This is a genomic window from Bryocella elongata (assembly GCF_900108185.1).
Classification (GTDB): domain Bacteria; phylum Acidobacteriota; class Terriglobia; order Terriglobales; family Acidobacteriaceae; genus Granulicella; species Granulicella elongata.
The window spans coordinates 195,882-216,681 of record NZ_FNVA01000009.1; the positions used below are offsets into that span (position 1 = coordinate 195,882).

The window sequence follows — 20,800 nt, forward strand, 5'->3', positions numbered from 1 at the left end:
GAATCGATGTCCCCGAACAACTCACGCCGCCACAGAAGCTCTCCGGCACGACGCTGGGCTGCACTTGGCGCTGCCGCTGTACTGCTTGTCCCTTCTGCGATGGTCGCGCAGAGCAAAGCGATGTCCGCAGCGAAATCCACGACAGCCGCTGCCACGAAGCCTGACAGCAACGCAGCTCGCAAGCAGGCGTTGATTGCAGCGATCGACAAGCAGGCCAAGCAGGCGCAGGTGATGAACGACATGATCTTCAGCTTTGGCGAGCTGGGGTTCCAGGAGTTCGAGACGTCGAAGTATCTCGTCGACGTGCTGGAGAAGAACGGCTTCACGGTCGAGCGCGGGATCGACGGCATCCCCACGGCGTTCATGGCGACCTGGACCAACGGCACAGGTGGGCCAGTGATTGCGCTGGGATCGGACATCGACTGCATCCCGCAGGCCTCGCAGAAGCCTGGTGTGGCGTATCACGATCCCATCGTGCCGGGGGCTCCGGGGCATGGCGAGGGCCATAACTCGGGCAACGTGGTGAACATCCTCGCGGCGCTGGCCGTGAAGCAGATGATGATCGACCAGAAGATTCCGGGCACGCTGAAGATCTGGCCGGGCGTTGCTGAAGAGCTGCTGGGATCGAAGGCCTACTACGTGCGCGATGGCTACTTCAAGGGCGTCGATGCGGTGCTGTTCGCGCATGTGGGCGACAACCTCGGCACAGGCTGGGGTGGGCCTTCGTCGAACGGGCTGATCTCGGTGCTGTACAAGTTCCACGGCGAGAGCGCGCACTCGGCTGCAGCGCCATGGCGTGGGCGTTCGGCGCTCGATGCCGTCGAGCTGATGGATGTGGGCTGGAACTTCAAGCGCGAACACCTGCGCCTGCAGCAGCGTTCGCACAACGTGATCCCCGATGGCGCGGACCAGCCCAACGTGGTGCCGCAGCATGCGAGCGACTGGTACTACTTCCGCGAGGCTGACTACGAGCACATCAAGGGCCTGTGGGACACGGGCGACAAGATGGCGACCGGAGCGTCGATCATGACCGGCACCACGTGGGATAGCGAAGTGCTGGGCGCCGCATGGCCAGGCCACTTCAACAAGGCCATGGCGGAGGACTCTACCGAGAACGCGAAGCTCGTTGGGCTGCCGGTGTGGAGCGACGACGATCAGAAGCTCGCGAAGGCGATCCAGACGGAGCTGAAGCAGGAGCCGAAGGGCCTTGCGACCAAGCTCGATGAGCTGCGGCCTCCGCGGCCTGCAGAGCAGTTCACCGGCGGCGGATCGGATGACATCGGCGATGTGAGCTGGGTAGTGCCGACGATCGTGCTGCGGTATCCCTCGAACATTCCCGAGATGCCAGGCCACAACTGGGCCAACGCAATCTCGATGGCAACGCCCATCGCGCATAAGGGCATCATCGCGGGCGCCAAGGTGCAGGCGATGACGCTGCTGGACCTGCTGACCAAGCCTGACCTGATGGCCGCGGCGAAGGACTACTTCGTCAACGTGCAGACCAAGGACCAGAAGTACATTCCGTTGCTGCGTCCGGGCGATAAGCCTGCGATCTGGCTCAACGAGAAGACGATGGCGACTTACCGCGAGCAGATGAAGAAGTTCTACTACGACCCGAGTAAGTACGGGACGTACCTGGAGCAGCTCGGCATCAAGTACCCGACGGTGCGCACGGCTTCCACTCCCAAAGGCCCAGCCGCAGCCAGCGACGACGAGGATGACGACAGCTCGATCCAGTAGGCAACAGCGGTAAAACGCGGCCGGCCAATGCTTTCTTGCGTGGCCGGCCGTTGCCTTTGCTTTGGGCCGGTACTCCACGCAGATGCTACAAAAGAAGAGTCCGCACCTCAACAGAAGCCATACCCAGCCAGAAGCCACATCCGCCCTGAAAGGTTTGCCTGTGTCCCCGTCCGCACGTTCTGTTCTCTCCGCCATTGCAGTTACGCTCACGATTGCATCGCCACTGATGGCGCAGACGCCGCGCACCAAGCCTGTTACGCAGGCCGAGGTCGACAAGATCACGCGCGAAGCGATCCTGATCGACACGCACGATGATGTGACCTCGCAGACCGTGGAGGGCTATGACATCGCCACGCCCAACAAGCGCGGGCAGACGGATCTTCCGCGCATGAAGGGCTTCCTGGGTGCGGAGTTCTTCGCGGTGTTCGTTGATGCGAGCTATGACAAGGATCATCATTCGGCGAACCGCACACTGGAGATGATCGACACGGTGCGGACCGATGTGGTCCTGAAGCATCCGAATGACTTTGTCTTCTCGACGACCGCAGCGGACATCGAGCGAGCGCACAAGGAGAAGAAGATCGCCGCGCTGATGGGCATCGAAGGCGGCCATGCGATTGAGGATTCGCTGCGCCTGCTGCGCGACTACTACGCGCTGGGTATTCGCTACATGACGCTGACGCACTTCAACACCAACAACTGGGCGGACGCGCAGGGCGACATCACGAATGAGAGCGTAAAGCATCATGGCGGACTGACGCCTTTCGGTGTGGATGTGGTCCACGAGATGAATCGCCTGGGCATGATGGTGGACATCTCGCACACCGCCGACGACACATTCTATGCAGCGATCAAAGCTTCGAGCGCACCCATCATCGCTTCGCACTCGTCGTGCCGCGCGATCTCGTCGAACACGCGCAATATGACGGATGACATGATCGTTGCGCTGGCGAAGAATGGCGGCACGATGCAGATCAACTTCGATTGCGGCTACCTGTCGCAGCGTTACGATGACGAATCCAAGCCGCTGCAGACCGCGATGCGCGCGCAGTATGGCGAGATCATGAAGATCCAGGACCCCGCCGCGAAGGAGGCAGCGATCGAGAAGATGCGCGCCGAGTTCGCCAGCAAAGTTCCGCCACCGACGCTGCAGGATGTCGTCGCGCAGATCGACCATGCGGTGAAGATCGGTGGCATCGACCATGTGGGCATCGGCACCGACTTCGATGGCGTAGCGTGCGTGCCATCGGACCTCGACTCCTACAACAAGTTCCCTGCGCTGACCCGCGCGTTGCTGGAGAAGGGATACAGCGCCGAGGACATCAAGAAGATCTACGGCGGCAACCTGCTGCGCGTGATGCGGGCGGTGGAGAAGCGGGCGGAGGAGCTGAAGAACGAGGCGCCGATCGAGACAACGATCGCTACTGCAAAGTAAATTCGCGGCTGTCAGGCGAGGCCCGCTCCTGGAGCGGGCCTTTTCTGTTTGCGCTATCAGAAATCGCTTGCCTTCGTCTCATGGGAGGCTCGTATACTTGGCGGCTGTGAAGACTGCTGCCCTCTCGCTCGCGCTCTGCTCTCTCCTCGCACCGGCGATTTCCGCCCAGCGTGGCGATGCCGTCTCTTACGTGAACCCACTGGTTGGTACGCAGCGAAGCGCGATTGGCTACGGAGGCACGATGCCGTTCGTTGCGCCTCCGTTCGCGATGACGGACTGGACGCCGCAGACGCGGCAGAACAAGATCAGCGTGACGAGTTACAACTATGACGATCCGCAGATCACGGGATTCATGGGCACGCATCAGCCTGCGATCTGGATGGGGGACTACGGCTACGTCACGCTGATGCCGCAGACTGGCCCCTTGCGCGTGTTGCCGCAGGAGCGCGGGCTTGCGTACGACCATCGCGAAGAAGAGGCGAGCCCGGACCGCTACAGTGTGTGGCTGCGCACACCTGATGGCCAGCGCATTCACGCCGAGATGACGGCAACCGATCGCTGCGCTCTCTTGCGCTTCACCTTCCCCAAAGGCGTAGCTGGGCGTGTGCTCGTGGAGACGGCGCGGGCAGGCATCGAGGGGCATGTTGCCATCGATGGCACAACGCATGACATCGTCGGCGACAATCCCGACCGCATGGACAAACACCTTGGGCCGCTGGCCCTGCCGAACTTTCGTGGTTACTCCGTTGTGGAGTTTGAGCAGGCGCCAACGAACGAGAGGACTTTCGACGGCGAAGACAAGACGTTGCCGCACGGTGCGTATGCGGAGTTCGCTGCCGGCGAGACGGTACTTGTGCGCGTGGGCACATCCTTCCTGAGCGCAGAACAGGCGCGTGACAATCTTCGACGGGAGCTTCCCGACTGGGACTTTGAACGTGCGCGGGCGAAGCTGCATGCGACGTGGGAGGAGAAGCTTGGGCGGTTGAAGATCGATGGTGCGACGGATGCGGAAAAGACGCGGCTCTATACGGCGCTCTATCACTCGCTGCTGTATCCGCGCGAGTTCTCCGAATATGGCCGCTACTACAGCGCCTATGACGACGCTGTGCACAATGGAGCGAGCTACACCTCGTTCTCTATCTGGGATACGTTTCGTGCCGAGAACAGCCTGCTGACGCTGGTGGCTCCAGAGCGCGTGGATGGCATGATCACCGCGCTGCTGCAGGACTTTCGCGAAGGCGGATGGATGCCGAAGTGGCCGAACCCGAGTTACACGAACATCATGATTGCGACGCATGCGGACTCGCTGGTTGCCGAGGCCGTACGCAAGGGCTTCCATGGCTTCGATCGCGAGACGGCCTGGGCTGCGGTGTACAAGGATGCGATGACGCCGCCGGACGGCGACCTCACGAGGCGATGGTCCGACCGCGAACCGCACACACCCTACGAAGCCCGGGCAGGCCTGACGCTATACAAGCAGCTCGGATACATCCCGGTGGACAAGACCGATGAGGCCGCGTCTTCGACACTGGAGGACAGCTACGACGACTGGTGCGTAGCGCAGATTGCGAAGGCTTTTGGCCGCACGAAGGACTACGGGTTCTTCCTGAGCCGCTCGCTGAACGATCGCAACCTCTACAACCCGAAGTATGGGCTGATGGACGGACGCAGGTCCGATGGCAGCTGGGCGCCGATTGGCGGCGAGCGCGATAACCCGGGCAACCGGTCGGAGTCGGGATGGACCGAGGGCAGCTCGTGGGTGTACACGTGGGCTCCGTTCCATGATCAGGCTGGGATACTCGACCTGATGGGCGGTGCGGACAACTACGCCGCGAAGCTCGACCAGCACTTCGCCGGCGGTCACAACGTGCACTCCAACGAGCCCAGCCATCACTACCCATACCTCTATGACTTCGCGGGCCAACCGTGGAAGACGCAGGCCAAGGTGCGCGAGATCGCGGCGAAGGAGTATGGCTTCGGCCCGGGTGGCCTGGATGGCGATGACGACTGCGGACAGATGTCCGCGTGGTTGCTGTTCACGGCCTTCGGCTTCTATTCCGTGAACCCGGCGAGCGGCGAATATATGATCGGAAGCCCGATGTACGGCCGCATGTCGCTGAAGCTGGCTAACGGGAAGACATTCAGCGTGGATGCGGAGAACAACTCCGCTGAGAACATGTATATCCAGAGCGCGACGATCAACGGCAGGCCGCTGAACATCCCGGTGATTACATGGGAGCAGATCCAGGCGGGATCGCATCTACGATTTGTGATGGGCGCGAAGCCCTCGCAGTGGGCCGCGCAGTGGAGGCCTACGCCGATTGCCGCGAAGCCGCTGATTGCGGTGCGTTCGTCCACACCGCAATGAGCGACTGGCCTACTTAAAGAGACTCTTCGCGCAGGTGACGTGAACTCCATCGTTGGTGTCCACGAGCTGCGTGATGCTGAGATTGCAGGCCACGCTGATCAACATGTAGGAGTCGGCTTCGGTCATGTGCTTGTTCTCGACGAGGAACTTGATCATGTTGCGAGTCGCCATCTCGGCGGCTGTCTTCAGGTCAGGCGAGAAGCCCATGGCGATATAAGACGTTGGCGTCTCTGCACGCGGCCAGCGCAAGTGCATGTCCTTGTGCACGATGAAGCGGAAGGTGCCGGTGAGGTTCGTCTCGAGCGCGGTGATGTCGACCTCGCCATCGCCCTGGCCTGCGTGCCCGTCGCCTGCTTCGAAGAGTGCGCCCTTCGAGAGCACGGGATAGTAGATGGTGGTGCCCGCGACGAGATCCTTGTTGTCCATGTTGCCGCCGTGCATCCACGGAGGAGCGCTGCTGATGCGCATGCGACCGGGCGCGACTCCCATGCTGCCAAAGAAGGGATGCAGCGGGATATCGATATTGGGCGCGAAGTGGCCAATCATCTTCTCGCGATCGAGGGGGATGATCTTGTCTCCGGAGTAGGGGAAGTCGTCCTGCAGAAAGCCGGCGCCGGGGCGAAAGTGGTTGCAGGCCCACGGTGTATCGATGTTGATCTTGACGACCTGCACCTCGAGCACATCGCCAATCTCCGCGCCTTCAATCGCGACAGGGCCGGTGAGGATGTGGCCTCCGGGGCCCTTGTCCTTGACCTCATCGTAGATCGGCTTCACGTAGGCGGGGATCTGATCTTCCGGCACGCCATCTCGCTTCAGAGCATCGACGTTGCCGCAGGTGGAGAGCGTCTGCATGATGACGGTGTCGCCAGAGTGAACTGTGAGAGCAGGCTTGGCCGAGCCGGAGTAGTAGCCCCAGGCGACGGTCGATGGCGTGGCGAGCAGGGTCTGCGGCGCGGACTGCGCGGTGGATGTCGAGACGACAAACAGTGGAAGGCCCAGTACAGCGGCGATGGCTGCAAGGCGATGCATTCTCACACGGAGCTCCGGGGAAGCTGAGATATCAGTTGCGGTGAGTTCATCCTACCGCAGCATCTCGCAGTTGCCTCGGGATAGTTAGCGAATGCCGATGATCTTATGCGTCTGCAGGCTCAGCCGCCAGGCAGGATGAGCTCGGCAGTAGTCTATGGTCGCGGCGAGGGAAGCTGCGGCGTCTGGACCATCCTTGGGCTGGAGGTAGAAGTTCTCGAAGTCGAGCTTGAGGAAGTCATCAGGATCAACCTCTTGTGGGTACACGAGCTTGAGCTCCTGACCGCGCTCGACGATGAACTTCGACCCGATCTTGGGGCTGACGCAGACCCAGTCGATGCCGTCGGGCACGGCGACGGTGCCGTTGGTCTCGACGGCGATGACGAAGCCTTCTTCGTGAAGCGCGGCGATGAGGGCGGCATCGAGTTGCAGCAGCGGCTCGCCGCCGGTGCAGACGACGAAGCGCTGAGACTTTCCGCGTTGGCTCTCTGTACTTGCGGGCCACCTGGCTGCGACGGCCTGCGCGAGCTCGCGTGCTGTGGCGAACTTGCCGCCGCCATCGCCATCGGTGCCGATGAAGTCGGTATCGCAGAACTTACAGATTGCGGAGGCGCGGTCCTCTTCGCGACCGGTCCACAGGTTGCAGCCAGCGAAGCGGCAGAAGACGGAGGGACGACCAGCGTTCGCGCCTTCGCCCTGCAGCGTGTAGAAGATCTCTTTGACGGAGTAGGCCATGGCTATTCCGTAAGCCCGCGGTAGAGCGTGGGGTCGGCGATGCCGCCCTCTTCGAAGCCGCGCCGGCGCAGGAGGCAGGCATCGCAGGAACCGCAGGCCGCGCCATCATCGGAGGCGTCGTAGCAGGTCGTGGTGATGCTGTAGTCCACGCCGAGCGCGATGCCCGCCTGCACGATCTGCGCCTTGGTCATCGAGATGAGGGGCGTGTGGATGGTGATGCGCTGGCCGTCGGTGCCGATCTTTGTAGCGAGGTTCGCCATGGTCTCGAAGGCGTGGATGAACTCAGGGCGGCAGTCGGGATAGCCGGAGTAGTCGAGCGCATTGACTCCGATGAAGATGTCGGTGGCTCCGAGGCTTTCTGCCCATGCGAGTGCGAGGGACAGGAAGACCGTGTTGCGCGCGGGCACGTAGGTGACGGGCACACCTTCGCCAATCTCTTCCAGCGAACGATCCTTGGGCACGTCGCCTTTGCCGGTGAGCGCCGAGTGAGCAAGCGCCGCGAGGTCGAGCTTGATGATCGCGTGCTGCGCCACGTTCTGGCTCTTTGCGACACGCGCCGCGGCATGAAGCTCGGCCTTGTGGACCTGGCCGTAGTCAAAGCTTAGAGCGTAGACCGCATAGCCCTGGGCGTGCGCCATCGCCACGACGGTGGTGGAATCAAGACCGCCGCTGAGCAGCACGATCGCCTTTTTGCCGGTTCCTTCAGACATCTCCTTAAGTCTAGCTGATTGGCCGCCACAAACGACGAATCCCCGCCCGGCATGATGCCTGGCGGGGATTCGTCATGTAGCACCTGCGGGATTAGGACTAAAGCTTCTTCTGCAGCTTGTAGGTCAGCTCGAAGTAGCCATAGTTGGCGTTGCGGTTGGTGGTGTAGATGTTGCCGACGACCGTCTTGCCGAAGGCGTGCGCGTAGTACATGCCGAGCGACAGCTGCGAGGTCATGGCGTAGTCGCCGCTGATGTCATACAGCGAGCTGAAGCTACCCGAGGTGCCGACACCGCTGCCTGGCCGTCCGGTGAAGCCGAAGACCTTGTTATCGAAGGCGCCGCCGCCCTGGTACCAGAAGTCGCCCGGCGCGGTGAGCTTGAGGAAGTGCATGTCGGTACGGAGATCGAGCTTCTTCGATGGCTTGTCGACGATCTGCACGAAGGAGTCGGTGGAGTTCATGAGGTTGTAGAACGGGAAGCGAGCGTAAACGCGCGGCGTGGGAGCGATCTGGAAGAAGGTGTTGTGCACGCCATCGGTGTTGTTGTTGTCGCCGGTGGAGCGCCAGTAGCCGCCGCGCAGCCAGGGACTGGTGCGGATCGTATCCATACGCAGACCGCCTTCAACAGCAACCGCTCCGGCGCGGTGGTCGATGAGTCCCCAGGTACCGAACTGCCCTGCGCCCCAGACGACGAAGTCGATGGTGTTGCCGCCTGCGGGAAGAGCGGCCACGAGATCTCCGCCATAGGTGCCGATGCGGATGTTCTTGTGGTCGAGCGCGCGGGCTGCGGCAGTGCGGTTGTCGGTCTTGGTGAGGCCGGTGCGGCCGTCGTGATACCCAATGCCAAAGCCACGCACGATGATCCGCTGCTTCGCGAGCATCCGCGTGTAGCCAAGGTACTGGACATCCACGTTGAGTTCGGGGTTGGCATTCATGTTGAAGACGCCCTGCACGGCGCGGCCACCGAATGCAGTGAGGTTCCAGTCTTTGCCGCCGAGGCGGCCCTCGATGCCATCGAAGGAGCGTTGCCCGTTCGAGAAGCCGAAGTTGCCGACGAGCCGCTGTGCGACGCGGTTGGTCTGCAGCCAGGCGAGGGCTGAGTTCTTCTGCGTCATCTCCTGCCCTTCGAAGAACTCAAAGCGGCCGATGCGGAGCGTGTCTGCATCGCCCTTAAAGTGGTAGCGCGCATAGCCCTGGCGGAAAGACGCTGCGGCGGGGTACTGGTTGTTGCTGTTGGAGGCGTAGTAGGTGCCGCCCAGCCCTAGCTGTCCCTGGGCGGAGACGATGGATACAGCATCGGTGGGGAGGCCAAGCTCAGCACTCTGTCCAAGCTCGAGCATGTAGTCCCAGGCTTTGATCTTCTGGGCGATGCCGAGGCGAAGCATGGAGTCCTGGTGGCCGTAGGTCTCGGGGTTCGGAGTCGCGGCGAACCACTCGGTGGCATTGGTGCGCTCACGAAGGAAGAGGCTGAAGGTGACGGGATTGGAAGCGGCGGGGGCGGACGAAAGAGTGGACGAAGGGGTGGAAACGGGCGCTGTCTGCGCAGCAAGACCCGAAGCACACACCAATGCGGTGAGTGCAAGCAATGCACTTCTCATGAGGCTCTCCTAAATTTTGAAAACACCCAGCCCGGCTGCGACGGAATGCCGCAGCCGTGGCGAACGAACCGGATCAGTGCGAGTGTCCGGCTTCTATGTGGCGAGACCTACGCGGCGTCGGGAATCTGCTCCGGCAACACGTCGGCATCGGTGCGCACCACACTATCCGATGCAGAGAGCACACGTCCACCAGCGCCGATCCACGTGCCCGCCCACTTGCGCGAGACGGCGGCCAGCATCACGACAACGCACGCCGCGAAGGCTGCATAGGCGGCGAAGCCAGGGCCGAAGGAACCCAGGTGCTGCTTGCTCTGCCCAAGGATGTTTGGGAGGATGCCGCCACCGAGCGCGCCGATCTCACCGATCATGCTGCCGGCGATGGCCGTGGTGAGCGGCCAGCGATGGGGCACGAGCTGGAAGGTCGCGCCGTTCCCTGCTCCGAGTGCCGCGAAGGCGACCATGAACAGAGCCGTCGTGGCTCCAAGAGCGGGCGAGAAGGAGAGCCCGATGAGAGCGCCGATCACAATGAGGAAGACGCCATAGAGAGCGTTCACGCCGCCAAGTTTATCGGCGAGCCAGCCGCCCACGACGCGGGTCAAGCTGCCGAGCAGCGTCGCGAACATGGTCAGCGTGCCGGCCTGAGTCTTCGCGATGTGGAACTGCGCTACGTAGAGCGAAGGCAGGAAGGTGGCGAGCCCGAGGAAGCCGCCGAAGGTGATGATGTAGACGAAGTTGAAGTACCAGCCATCGGCGTCCGTGAGGCACTTGAGGTGCTGACGCAGCGTCTGATGCTGGGTATCCGGTGGCTCTTTTGCGAAGACGATCATGACGATGATCGGCAGCAGCATGAAGAGGGCCGCGATGCCATACACGTGAGACCAGCCATAGGCCCTGGCGAGACGCGGAGCGAAGAAGGCAGCGAGCGCCGTGCCCGAGTTTCCAGCGCCTGCGATGCCCATGGCAAGGCCTTTGTACTCCCTGGGGAACCAGCCGGAGCCAAGCGAGAGCGCAACGCCGAAGCTGGCGCCGGCGGTGCCGAGCAGCACGCCCATGGCGAGAACGTTCGAGAACGAGTGCACGAAGAAGTAACCGAAGAGCAGAGCGACGATGATGGTGCTCATCTCGACGATGGCAGCGTTCTTGCGGCCGATGTACTGACTGAGCACACCAAGCGGAAAACGCATCAGCGCACCTGCGAGCGTGGGGATCGATACCATCAGGCCGATCTGCGCTGGAGACAGATGGAACTGTTGCGAGATGAATGGGCCCATCGCGCCATTCAGCACCCAGACAGCGAACGTGAAGTCGAAGTAGAGGAAGGACGCGAACAGCGTGCCCGGATGTCCGGACTTGAGAAACGCTTTGGTGTTGGCCACGAAAGACTCCTGAGAGACACAAGATGAGATCACTGCGGACTGCGGTGGTACGGAGTGAGCGAACGTCCTGGTTCGGCTCGGGGTATCCTCGCGGCGGCCATGGGCACGAGGAGAAGTTGATGCGAAACCTGTCAGTTCCAGCTGGTGCGCTCAATCCGCACCGCACACTGCTTGTAGTTGGGCTCGCGGCTGATGGGATCGAAGTCGCCCAGCGTGACGAGATTGCTGTTGTGCTCCGCAAAGTGGAAGGGCATGAAGACCTGCCCGGGAGCAACGATGCCCGTGATGCGAAGCTCCACATCCGGCACGCTGGCGCGGCGAGAGGTCACGGTGATGCGATCGTGCTGACGGAGCGAGAGGCGCTCGGCGTCAATGGGGTTCATCTCGAGCCAGGCATTCGGCACCATGGCATCGAGCAACTTCACCTGCCCGGTCTTGGTGCGCGTGTGCCAGTGCTCGACGGTGCGACCGGTATTGAGAATGAAGTTGAACTCGGCGTCGGGCTGCTCGGCGAAGGGGATGCAAGGCACGCAGTGCAGGAGTGCGCGTCCGTTGGCGCGTGGGAAGATGCCATCGCGATAGAGGCGTTCGCCACCCCACTGAATGCCACCTGCGTCCTCCACCTGTTGCCAGGTGAAGCCGCTGTAGTCGCACATGCGGCCGGCGGAGACACGCTGCCACTCGAGCCATGCATCGTGCGTTGAGGTCCAGCCCGGATAGATTCGATCGCGCACACCAAGACGTTCCGCGATGGCGACAAAGATGTCGAAGTCAGCACGGGCCTCGCCGGGAGGAACGGCGAAGGCATTCACCTTGCTCACGCGGCGCTCGGAGTTCGTATACGTGCCTTCCTTCTCACCCCAGATGGCAGCAGGCAACACGAGGTCTGCGTACTCCATCGTGGGCGTGGGATAGAAGCCATCCTGCACGACGATGAACTCGGCCGAGTCAAAGGCCTGTTTGAGCAGGTTGTGATTCGGGAAGGAGACGACCGGGTTGGTCGCGATGATCCACAGCGCCTTCACCTCGCCGCGCACGGAAGCTTCGACGATGTCGGGGTAGGCGAAGCCACGCCTCGTCGGAAGGTCATTTGGGGCGACGTTCCACAATGCCGCAAGCTGGTTGCGATCTTCTTCGCTCTCGAACTTGCGATAGCCGGGTAACGAAGAGGTGAAGCTGGCCTCGCGTGAGCCCATCGCATTGCACTGGCCGGTGATGGAAAACGGTGCGCCGCCGGGGCGGCCGATGTTGCCCGTCAACAGCGAGAGGTTGTTGATCGCCGCGACCGTCATCGCACCTTGCGTCGAGTGATTCACGCCCATGGTCCAACCGATGAACGCAGACTTTGCGTGACCATAGAGGCTTGCAACGGACTCCAGCACAGCGACGCTCAGGCCTGTGGTCTTGCTGACAGCTTCAGGGGTATAGTCTGCGACGAAGCTGATGAAGTCATCAAGGCCATCTGCGTGATGCGCGAGGTAACTGCGATCGATGAGCCCATCGCGCAGAAGGATATGCGCGATGCCATTGATCAGTGCGATGTCGGAGCGTGGCTTGACCGGCAGGTGCATGTCGGCCATCATCGCGGTCTTGGTCACGCGCGGGTCGACGACAATCAATAGTTGCCCGGGCCGCTTGCGCAGGCGGTTGCAGAGGATCGGATGGTTGTCCGCGATGTTGGCGCCGATCAGCAGCACAACATCGGCCGACTCCATGTCGGCATACGCGCCGGGAGGTCCGTCGCTGCCGAAGCTCAGCTTATAGCCGGAGACTGCACTGGCCATGCAGAGCGTGGTGTTGCCGTCGTAGTTGCTGGTGCGGAATCCCAGCTGAACCAGCTTGCCCAGCGTGTAGAACTCCTCGGTGAGGAGCTGGCCGGTGCTGATAACGCCGAGCGATTCTCTCCCGTGCTCTTGCTGGATGGAACCGATGCGACTCACCATCACATCGAGCGCTTCGTCCCAGCTGACAGGCTCCAGCGGAGAGGTGCGGCCATTGCGGCGGAGCATAGGCTGCTTCGCGCGGCCAGGCGCTTCCACGATGAGGTGTTCGCTGAGCCCTTTGGGGCAGAGCTTGCCGAGGTTCACAGGATGATCAGGGTTTCCGCGTGCAGCAACAGGCTTTCCATCCTTTGTGCCGACCAACATGCCGCAGCCGACTGAGCAGTAGCCGCAGGTGGTCTTCGTCCACTTGTCCGCAACGCGCGATTCCGAGATATAGCCGAAGCGCGGATCGTGCGCGTAACGATAGAGACTGCTCTTGTTGTCGAGGCCAAGCCAACGCGTGATGCGCTGCAGCAGCGTGGGCTTGGCGAGAGCGATGCGCTCTTCGGATGTAGCGTTGGCGCGCTGGGTCGCCGTATTTTTCTTCGCGATGAAGCTCATGCGGCTGCCCTCCCATGGGTTCCGCGGTCGCGGATGAAGGTGAGGCCCATGCTGAGCGGAACCACCGACACGAAGAAGAGGTAACGATTGAGCAGGACGGCAGCGGTCGCCGCCAATAGCGAAAGCAGCGCCATCCAATGGAGTGGCGCAAACAGGAAGAGGACTGCCTGAAGGGCACAGATCCAGGAGAGAGCGACACACCACCAGAGCTGTTCCCCGCGGAGATGGTGGAAGCTGGCGCGGTGCTCGAAGATGGCTGAGGCACGCAGGCGGGCGACGCGAACCATCTGGTTGAGTATCCACACGCCGGCAGTGAGCGCGAGCAGGCGTGGATAGAGCGTGAAGTGAGGCCGCGCTACTTCAAAGCCGTGGCGATGCAGGAACGCCGTAATGATCAACGCAGGCCGGGCGAGCACGGAGAGGAGTGGAATACCCACGAGAGCCGACGAGAGGAAGAAGTCCAGCGGCGTGTGGACCATGTTCCAGGAGGGGCGCGCCTTGACGAGATAGATCGATGCGCTCGCATAGGTGCCTGCCACACCGGAGGCGATTGCCGCCCATGCGAGCGGGGCAACGAGCCGTTGCAGCTGGAGATGCCACGGCAGCAGAGGTGTCCAGGCGCACAAGGTTGCGGCGGTGACAAAGCCGAAGAACAACGTGAAGCAGAGAACCTCGCGGCTTAGCCAGGAGCGACGCCACATCTTCAGTGCGCGCCATGCGTATGCCGGGCGACCGAGATGGAAGACCGAGACATTGAGTGCGGCTGCGGTGACGAGCAGGAGAAGCAGCAGGCTTACCGCATCCAGGTTGCGAACGAGGGCAAGACCGCACAACAGTCCGAAGGACGCTTGCATCGCGGTCGTCATCACGACCAGCGAAGAGTGAGCGTGCTCCAGAGCGATAGCGCCGGTGTCCACCCTTTCGAGCCAGGCTGTTGCCGCAGTGCTGCTCTGCGGGAGCGTGATGCGGGTCGTCGAGATGGTCTGCCCCGCGGCCGGCATGCCGGGAGACTCTGCGAGAGAATAGTCCTCGGTCCACGCGATCTTGTTCACGATCTCGATCTGGATGGCGTTCTCGGGACAAGCGTTGGCACAGGCGGGCTCGCGGTTGTCGATGAGCCGCTCGCGGCACATGTCACACTTGCCCACGACGCCGCGCTCGGGATTGAACTGTGGCACGCTGTAGGGGCAGTTCCAGACGCAGTACTGGCAGCCAATACACGCGTCGGCGGAGTGCATCACGATGCCGGTGAGTGGGTCCTTTTTGTACGCGTCCACAGGGCAGCCCTTCAGGCAGTCCGCGCTGATGCAATGGTTGCAGCCCATGGAAAGATAGGTGCGGCTTACCTGCGGATAGACACCGCCTTCGAGTTCGCCCACGCGACGCCACTTGATGTCTGCGGGATTGCCGTTCTGCTCATTGCACGCAACCTCGCAGGAGCGGCAGCCGATACACTTCGTCATGTCGAAGTGGAAGCGATATTGTTCGCCTTCCTCGAGCGGACGGCTGGGGATGAGCGAAGCGACCAGCTGCGGAGAAGCACCACCCTCAAGAAGCGTGAGCCGCACCAGCTCGGCGCTGTCGGTGTCCATCGCGCGATCATGTAGTGGAAGTGCCACGCTTGCTTCGCTCCGGTCGAGGTGCAGGTGCTGGTGCTATTGCGCATTGGGCTTGCAGCGTTGCTGCGGGCTTAGTAGACGTCCTTGTGATAACGGCCGTCGTCGTGCATCTGCGATACGTACTCTTTCGCGGCATCCGCGCTCATCGCGCCGTGCGTTTCGATGAGACTATGCAACGCCTGGTCGACATCCCTGGCCATGCGCGAAGCGTCGCCGCAGACGTACACGCGAGCGCCCTCGGCGAGCCAGCTCCAGAACATCGAGCCATGCTCGATCATGCGGTCCTGCACGTAAATCTTGTGCGCCTGGTCGCGCGAGAAGGCGGTATCGAGCCGCGTGAGATGGCCGCTGGCCGCCATGGAAGTCAGCTCCTGCTCGTAGAGGAAGTCCGTGCTTGCGCTGCGCTCACCGAAGAAGAGCCAGTTGCGTCCCTTGTGGCCGAGCGCTTCACGCTCATGCAGAAAGGAACGGAATGGAGCGATGCCGGTGCCGGGGCCGATCATGATGATCGGTGTGCTGCTTTCCTGCGGAAGACGGAAGCGCTTGTTGGGCTGGATGTACATGGGGACGCGCTCGCCCATCGCAATGCGCTCCGACAACATCGTGGAGGCGACGCCGCCGCGCTCGCGATTGTGAGAGCGATAGCGAACCACCGCGATGGTGCAGTTGAGTTCGTTGCCATGCTTCGCGGGGCTGGACGAGATGGAGTAGAGGCGCGGCGCCAGGCGTGGCAGCATTGCGAGCAGCTCCTGCGGCGATTCGATCGCGCCCGGATACTCGAGGACGAGGTCGATGAGCCCGCGATCCCAAAGGAAGGAGTCGAGGTGCGCGCCCTGCTCGGCAGGAAGCAGCGCGGCTAGGGTCTTGCATTGTGTCTTCTCGGCGAAGGCCTGCACGATCTTTCGCGTCAGGCGGGTGTGCTGATAGTGATGCGACAGCGCCTGCTGCAGCGTGCAGGAACCGAACTTCGGAACTTCGACTGGAGCATCCGGGACGAAACCGAGCTTCGCGATGGTCTCATCGACCAACGCAGGATCGTTCTCGGCAAGCACACCGCAGGCATCCCCGGCTTCATACTTCACCGATTCATCGAGCTGCAGTCCGAGATGGATGGTGAGCTTGCTTGAGATGTCATTGGTCAGGGCATGACGGGCGACGATCTCTGCGTGAAACGGGTTATCGCGCGTGTAACGCGGGGCCTCGGTCGAGGGGCTCGCCGGCGCAGTGACGGCGGTGCTGCCTGAAAGTGCAGGAGCCTTCTCCGTGTCGATCGCGGAGAGGCGAGCCAGCGTTACATCCTTCCATGCGGCGAACGGCGGATCGACATCGACGTCGCTTTCGACACGAGCTTCGATACGCTGCGCACCAAGCTCCGCGAGACGCTCATCGAGCTCCACACCGAAGCGGCAGAACTGTTCATAGCTGCTGTCGCCCAAAGCGAAGACGGTGTACTTGAGCTTGTTGAGGACGATGGACTCGGCCAGCAGCGACTCACGGAAGCTCTTCACGGAGTCAGGTGCTTCGCCATCTCCATAGGTGCTGGCGAAGATCACGGCATGCGTCTGCTTCGCGAGATCGGCCGGCGCGATGGAAGACAGGCAGGCGAGCTGGGGCTGATGCCCGTGCGTCTTCAGCTCCTTCGCGAACTTCTTCGCAAGGCGCTCTGCGGTGCCGCTCTGCGAGGCGAAGTACACCGCTACGCTGTGTGACGCGCGTGCTGGAAGCGCCGGGAGACCCGGCACAGGTGATGCGGAGAACATGCCGGCAAGCAGACCGTTGAGCCATGCGCGCTGCGCAGGCGAGAAGGGAGCGTTCTCGGGAATGTATGGAACCGGTGTGTGGCTCATGCCATCACCTCCGTGGATTTTTCTGAGCAGATGGAGCGCAGCTGCTCCACGCTATGGCGACGCGTAAAGGTGAGGAAGCTCTCACCGGTGTGCCGCGTCGCCAGGTAGAAAGTGAAGAGGCGCTGGAGCATGGGCAGCACCTCGGTGTACTTCATGGCGGGAAAGAGCTGCCGGGCGATGGCCTGGTCGTTGTCTGCGCCGCCGCCGAGGTTAACCTGGTAACCCTCCTCGCCGCCTACCTTCACGCCCATCAAGCCGATATCGCCGATGTAATGCTGCGCGCAGGAGTTGGGGCAGCCGGTGACGTGCAGGTTGACCGGTTGGTCGAGGATGAAGAGCTTGTCGAGCGAGCGAGCGATTTCGAGCGCATGGGTCTTGGTGTCGGCCTGCGCAAACTTGCAGCCCTGGCTTCCGGTACAGGCCACGGTGCCGCTCATCACGTGGCCTGCTGAGGTCTCGAGCCCGGCAGAGGCCAGGGTCTCGCAGAGATCGACGGCGCGCTGCGACGAGACGTTGGGGATCAGCAGGTTCTGCCATACCGTGAGACGCACTTCGCGCGAGCCGAACGAATCTACGGCATCGGCGATGGCGCGAGCCTGTTCGATGGGGAGCCAGCCAACGGGCGTGCATACGCCAACGTAGCTGAGCCCGGGCTGCGACTGCGCGTGCACGCCGAGGTGTCCGGCGCGATCGATGGGGCCACGCGGCTCGCACTCGTCCGCGGCGATACGCAGGATGGGGAATGCGAGCTTCGTCTCGGTCTCGGCGAGAAAACGCTCTACCCCTTGCTTACCGGGCCCCCACTTGTCAATGAGGTACTTGAGCCGCGCCTTCCTGCGATCGGTACGGTCGCCATGTTCGGCGAAGACACGCACCATCGCCGCAGCGACAGCCACCAGTTGATTGGGCTCCAGCAACAGGCCGCAGTCCGTTGCAAACTGCTTGTGCCCGGTGATGCCGCAGAGCAGCACGCGGAAGTACACGCCCGCGGGAACGCTGCGTCCTTCGCCCACCCGCACGGCGACGAAGCCGATGTCGTTAGTGTCCGCGAGTGCGCTGATGGCGCCGCCGTTGTCGAAGGCGATATTGAACTTGCGGGGAAGGCCGAACATGTCGCGCGAGTTCGAGATGTAATTCTGCAGCGCCTCGGCAAACGGCTGTACGTCGATGAGCTCCTGCGGGTCGAAGCCGGAGATGGGCGACGCTGTAATGTTGCGGATGTTGTCAGCACCGGAGCCATGCGAGGACATACCGAGCTTCCGCACCGCATTCAGGACGTTGACGACGTCCTTCGGCGCGAACTCACGCATCTGGATGTTGGCGCGGGTGGTGAGGTCGAGACGCCCGTTGCCATAGCGCTCGGCGATATCACAGAGGCCGCGCAGCTGGGTGCTGGTGAGAACACCGCCCGGGACGCGCATGCGAAGCATGAAGGAATCCTGCGCGGGCGCTACATGGAAGAGGCCATGAAACTTCATACGATAGCGTCGCTCGGGGTTCGGCGCGGCGTTCGTCGACGAGCACTCCAGCAGCTCATCCCACAGATCCAGGGGATTGCGCTGGTACTTCCAGAGTTCTTCCTGGCAGAGATCCGAGATCGGAGTGCCAAAGAAGCTGGGCTCTTCCACTGGCGCGGCTAGATTCACGCCGGCCTGCGTGGGATCAACGGTCAAGGAGCCGGATGCCGTCTGTCCAACAAAGGGCAACCGGTTCGCGACACCGGCAAAGAAGCCACGGAGATATTGCTCCTGCTCGGCAGTGAAACCCGAGCCCGTGCGCTGCAGAGCATGCTGCAACGGATTCGCGTGCGTCGAGTTGGACGGCGTCGACATCATCAACCTTCCCTGTGGGTGCGGCGACCAATGAGACGACGAGCCTGGCGGGAATCACGGAACGAGTTGATGACGGAGCTGCACGAAGACGAGCGCAGTCACACAACACATACGTGAAGGTGTCAGGCTCGTCGTGGAGCGGGCAAAACTTTCTGAGTATCGGATGGCGAGCGCGTCAGGGGGCTCAACCAGAGAGAACACCGTTGCGGTCAGGGCTGCGGTGTAATAGCGCGAGTATAGGGGCAAATCCGCCTGCCGCGCAACTGGAGATTTATATTGCCTCCAGGGCTGGCCCACTCTGGAGCAGCCTCACGCGACGCGCGGAGGCGCTATGGCGGAGCAAACTTTGGTGCGTCACTCGCGAACCAGCTAGAATCGAAATATTCACGACTTTTCAATGTATCTTCGCTTCGAAGGCCGCCAACCTCCACCGGGAGAGACTCATGCCTCACGCCAGCTTTGATGGACTTCGAGTGCTTTCGCTCGAGTCCCGGCGTGCCCGCGAGGTCGAAAAGCTGATCCGCACCTACAACGGCGAAGCCATCGTTGTGCCGTCGATGCGTGAGATCTCCCTCACCTCGAATACGGTTGCGCTCGAGTTTGGACGCCGACTGCTGGCAGGTGAGTTCGACGCCATCGTGTTCATGACGGGAGTCGGCGTCGCCAAGCTCGTAGAAACACTCTCGAGCACCTTCGACAAAGAGAGCATTCTTGCCGAACTGCGCAAACGAGAGATCATCGCACGCGGCGTGAAGCCACTGCAGGTGCTGCGCGAACTGAACGTCTCCGCTGCTGTGACGACCGCCGAGCCGAGTACGTGGCGCGAGGTCGTCGCGCAGATGGAGAAGAAGTACGGCGAACGCCTGAGCGCGATGAGCGTCGCGGTGCAGGAGTATGGTGCGACCAACCCCGAGCTCATTGCAGAGCTGGTGGCACGCTGCGACGAAGTGATGAAGGTCCCTTTGTATCAGTGGGGGCTGCCGCTGGACATCGCTCCTCTGCAGCAGACGGTGCGTGATCTCATCGATGGCAACATCGATGTCGTGCTGTTTATGACGGCGGTGCAGGTGATTCATCTGTTTCAGGTGGCAACCGAGATGGGCGTCGCCACCGAGCTCCGCAGCGCCCTGAATGCCACGGCCGTGATTTCAGTGGGACCGACGACGACCGAAGAGATCCTGCACTACGGCTTCAAGCCGGACTTCGAACCTTCGCGCCCACGCATGGGCTTCATGATCAATGAAGCCGCGCAGTACTCGGGCAAGGTGCTCGCTGCCAAGCGCAGCCGCGTGCCGGAGGACGAGGTCTCTTCCCTGCTCGATGTGCCGCGACCGAATCTTCCCGCAGAGTCAGCTCCGCTTGCAGTGCAACATACGCATGCCGTGCCGCAGGTCGCGTACTCCACACCCACGATGGCGGGCTTTCGCGATGGCCTGGCTCCGTTGGATGTACTGGAGCAGGTTTCCAGCAGCCTCACGTCTTCCGATCCGCTGCATGTGGTGCTCTCGCGCATCGTCGCCTGCGTCTGCGCGATCGTGCCGTGCGACTCATGCTTCATCTACACGCTGGAAGAGGACAAGCTGGTGCTGCGCGCATCGCGCAACCCTCATGTCGGGGATATCGACCAGTTTCGCATCGCTGTTGGCCAGGGTGTGACTGGTTGGGTTGCCGAGCATCGCGAGCCGGTTGCAATCTCAGAGCGTGCCAGCGACGATCCTCGCTTTGCGGCGTTCATGCAGATTCCTGAAGATACCTTCGAAGCGATGCTGTGCGTTCCTGTGCTATGCGCGGGCGGCGTCGTAGGTGTGCTGAATCTGCAGCACCGCAAGCCGTACCACCATACCGAGCTGGAGCGGCGGCTTCTGGCTACGATCGGCGTACTGGTGGGTGCGGAGATCGAGCGTGCAAGGCTCGAGACGGTGAACCTGCAGCTTACCGATCGGCTCGAATCGCGCAAGGTCATCGACCGCGCGAAGGGGCTGCTGCAGCGCGATCTGAAGATCAGCGAAGACGAAGCGTATCGCATGATGCAGAAGGAGAGCCGGCAGCGTCGCCGCTCGATGCGCGAGGTCGCGGAGGCCATCCTTCTCTCCGAAAGCATGCGCAACCCGCGTGCCTCTGCCACCTGAGT

13 protein-coding genes are annotated in these 20,800 nt (G+C 62.2%); 4 read left to right on the forward strand and 9 right to left on the reverse strand.

Annotation, left to right across the window (positions count from 1 at the left end):
* Window positions 1–6 precede the first annotated feature (6 nt).
* The 3 genes from C4S68_RS21825 (at window position 7) to C4S68_RS21835 (ending at window position 5,543) form a co-directional block, all read left to right on the forward strand.
* Entirely contained in the window at window positions 7–1,740 is a 1,734-nt protein-coding gene (locus C4S68_RS21825) for a zinc-binding metallopeptidase family protein (protein WP_200821617.1), read from the forward strand.
* Between the two features lie 160 nt (window positions 1,741–1,900).
* Window positions 1,901–3,175 carry a dipeptidase gene (locus C4S68_RS21830; RefSeq protein WP_235011787.1) on the forward strand — a complete coding sequence of 425 codons (1,275 nt, stop codon included), beginning with the start codon at window positions 1,901–1,903 and terminating at the stop codon, window positions 3,173–3,175.
* Window positions 3,176–3,281: 106 nt separating this feature from the next.
* Window positions 3,282–5,543: a GH92 family glycosyl hydrolase gene (locus C4S68_RS21835; RefSeq protein ID WP_103935289.1), complete on the forward strand. Its 2,262-nt coding sequence runs from the start codon at window positions 3,282–3,284 to the stop codon at window positions 5,541–5,543.
* A 9-nt stretch (window positions 5,544–5,552) separates the two neighbouring features.
* Here the strand turns inward: C4S68_RS21835 and C4S68_RS21840 are convergent, their stop codons facing one another.
* From C4S68_RS21840 to C4S68_RS21880, 9 genes are all read right to left on the reverse strand, one after another.
* Window positions 5,553–6,572 (reverse strand): acetamidase/formamidase family protein, encoded by a 1,020-nt coding sequence (locus C4S68_RS21840; protein ID WP_103935239.1) that lies wholly within the window; start codon window positions 6,570–6,572, stop codon window positions 5,553–5,555.
* Between the two features lie 84 nt (window positions 6,573–6,656).
* Window positions 6,657–7,304 carry a 7-carboxy-7-deazaguanine synthase gene (queE, locus tag C4S68_RS21845; RefSeq protein WP_103935240.1) on the reverse strand — a complete coding sequence of 216 codons (648 nt, stop codon included), beginning with the start codon at window positions 7,302–7,304 and terminating at the stop codon, window positions 6,657–6,659.
* Between the two features lie 2 nt (window positions 7,305–7,306).
* Window positions 7,307–8,014: a 7-cyano-7-deazaguanine synthase QueC gene (queC, locus tag C4S68_RS21850; protein WP_103935241.1), complete on the reverse strand. Its 708-nt coding sequence runs from the start codon at window positions 8,012–8,014 to the stop codon at window positions 7,307–7,309.
* 97 nt (window positions 8,015–8,111) lie between these two features.
* On the reverse strand, window positions 8,112–9,611 hold the full coding sequence (locus C4S68_RS21855) for an alginate export family protein (protein ID WP_103935242.1): 1,500 nt from the start codon (window positions 9,609–9,611) through the stop codon (window positions 8,112–8,114).
* Between the two features lie 107 nt (window positions 9,612–9,718).
* Window positions 9,719–10,987, reverse strand: coding sequence for an MFS transporter (locus C4S68_RS21860; RefSeq protein WP_103935243.1), 1,269 nt, complete (start codon window positions 10,985–10,987; stop codon window positions 9,719–9,721).
* A 131-nt stretch (window positions 10,988–11,118) separates the two neighbouring features.
* A complete protein-coding gene (locus C4S68_RS21865) occupies window positions 11,119–13,371 on the reverse strand; it encodes a molybdopterin oxidoreductase family protein (RefSeq protein WP_103935244.1) in 2,253 nt (750 codons plus the stop codon).
* On the reverse strand, window positions 13,368–14,990 hold the full coding sequence (locus tag C4S68_RS21870; protein WP_103935245.1) for a DmsC/YnfH family molybdoenzyme membrane anchor subunit: 1,623 nt from the start codon (window positions 14,988–14,990) through the stop codon (window positions 13,368–13,370). The genes C4S68_RS21865 and C4S68_RS21870 overlap by 4 nt, the downstream gene beginning before the upstream one ends.
* 71 nt (window positions 14,991–15,061) lie before the next feature.
* Window positions 15,062–16,837, reverse strand: a complete 1,776-nt coding sequence (locus C4S68_RS21875) for a diflavin oxidoreductase (RefSeq protein WP_103935246.1) — start codon at window positions 16,835–16,837, stop codon at window positions 15,062–15,064.
* Entirely contained in the window at window positions 16,834–18,672 is a 1,839-nt protein-coding gene (locus C4S68_RS21880; RefSeq protein ID WP_235011788.1) for a NirA family protein, read from the reverse strand. Before C4S68_RS21880 ends, C4S68_RS21875 begins: the two co-directional genes overlap by 4 nt.
* Window positions 18,673–19,112: 440 nt before the next feature.
* Between C4S68_RS21880 and C4S68_RS21885 the strand changes: the two genes are divergently transcribed.
* A complete protein-coding gene (locus C4S68_RS21885; RefSeq protein ID WP_103935247.1) occupies window positions 19,113–20,798 on the forward strand; it encodes a uroporphyrinogen-III synthase in 1,686 nt (561 codons plus the stop codon).
* Window positions 20,799–20,800: the final 2 nt, after the last annotated feature.

Excerpts from the sequence above, each read along its gene's own strand:
- queE (WP_103935240.1), bottom strand. The coding sequence starts at position 7,304 with ATGGCCTACTCCGTCAAAGAGATCTTCTACACGCTGCAGGGCGAAGGC.
- queC (WP_103935241.1), bottom strand. The coding sequence starts at position 8,014 with ATGTCTGAAGGAACCGGCAAAAAGGCGATCGTGCTGCTCAGCGGCGGT.
- C4S68_RS21855 (WP_103935242.1), bottom strand. The coding sequence starts at position 9,611 with ATGAGAAGTGCATTGCTTGCACTCACCGCATTGGTGTGTGCTTCGGGT.
- C4S68_RS21825 (WP_200821617.1), top strand. The coding sequence starts at position 7 with ATGTCCCCGAACAACTCACGCCGCCACAGAAGCTCTCCGGCACGACGC.
- C4S68_RS21875 (WP_103935246.1), bottom strand. The coding sequence starts at position 16,837 with ATGAGCCACACACCGGTTCCATACATTCCCGAGAACGCTCCCTTCTCG.
- C4S68_RS21840 (WP_103935239.1), bottom strand. The coding sequence starts at position 6,572 with ATGCATCGCCTTGCAGCCATCGCCGCTGTACTGGGCCTTCCACTGTTT.
- C4S68_RS21880 (WP_235011788.1), bottom strand. The coding sequence starts at position 18,672 with ATGATGTCGACGCCGTCCAACTCGACGCACGCGAATCCGTTGCAGCAT.
- C4S68_RS21885 (WP_103935247.1), top strand. The coding sequence starts at position 19,113 with ATGCCTCACGCCAGCTTTGATGGACTTCGAGTGCTTTCGCTCGAGTCC.
- C4S68_RS21865 (WP_103935244.1), bottom strand. The coding sequence starts at position 13,371 with ATGAGCTTCATCGCGAAGAAAAATACGGCGACCCAGCGCGCCAACGCT.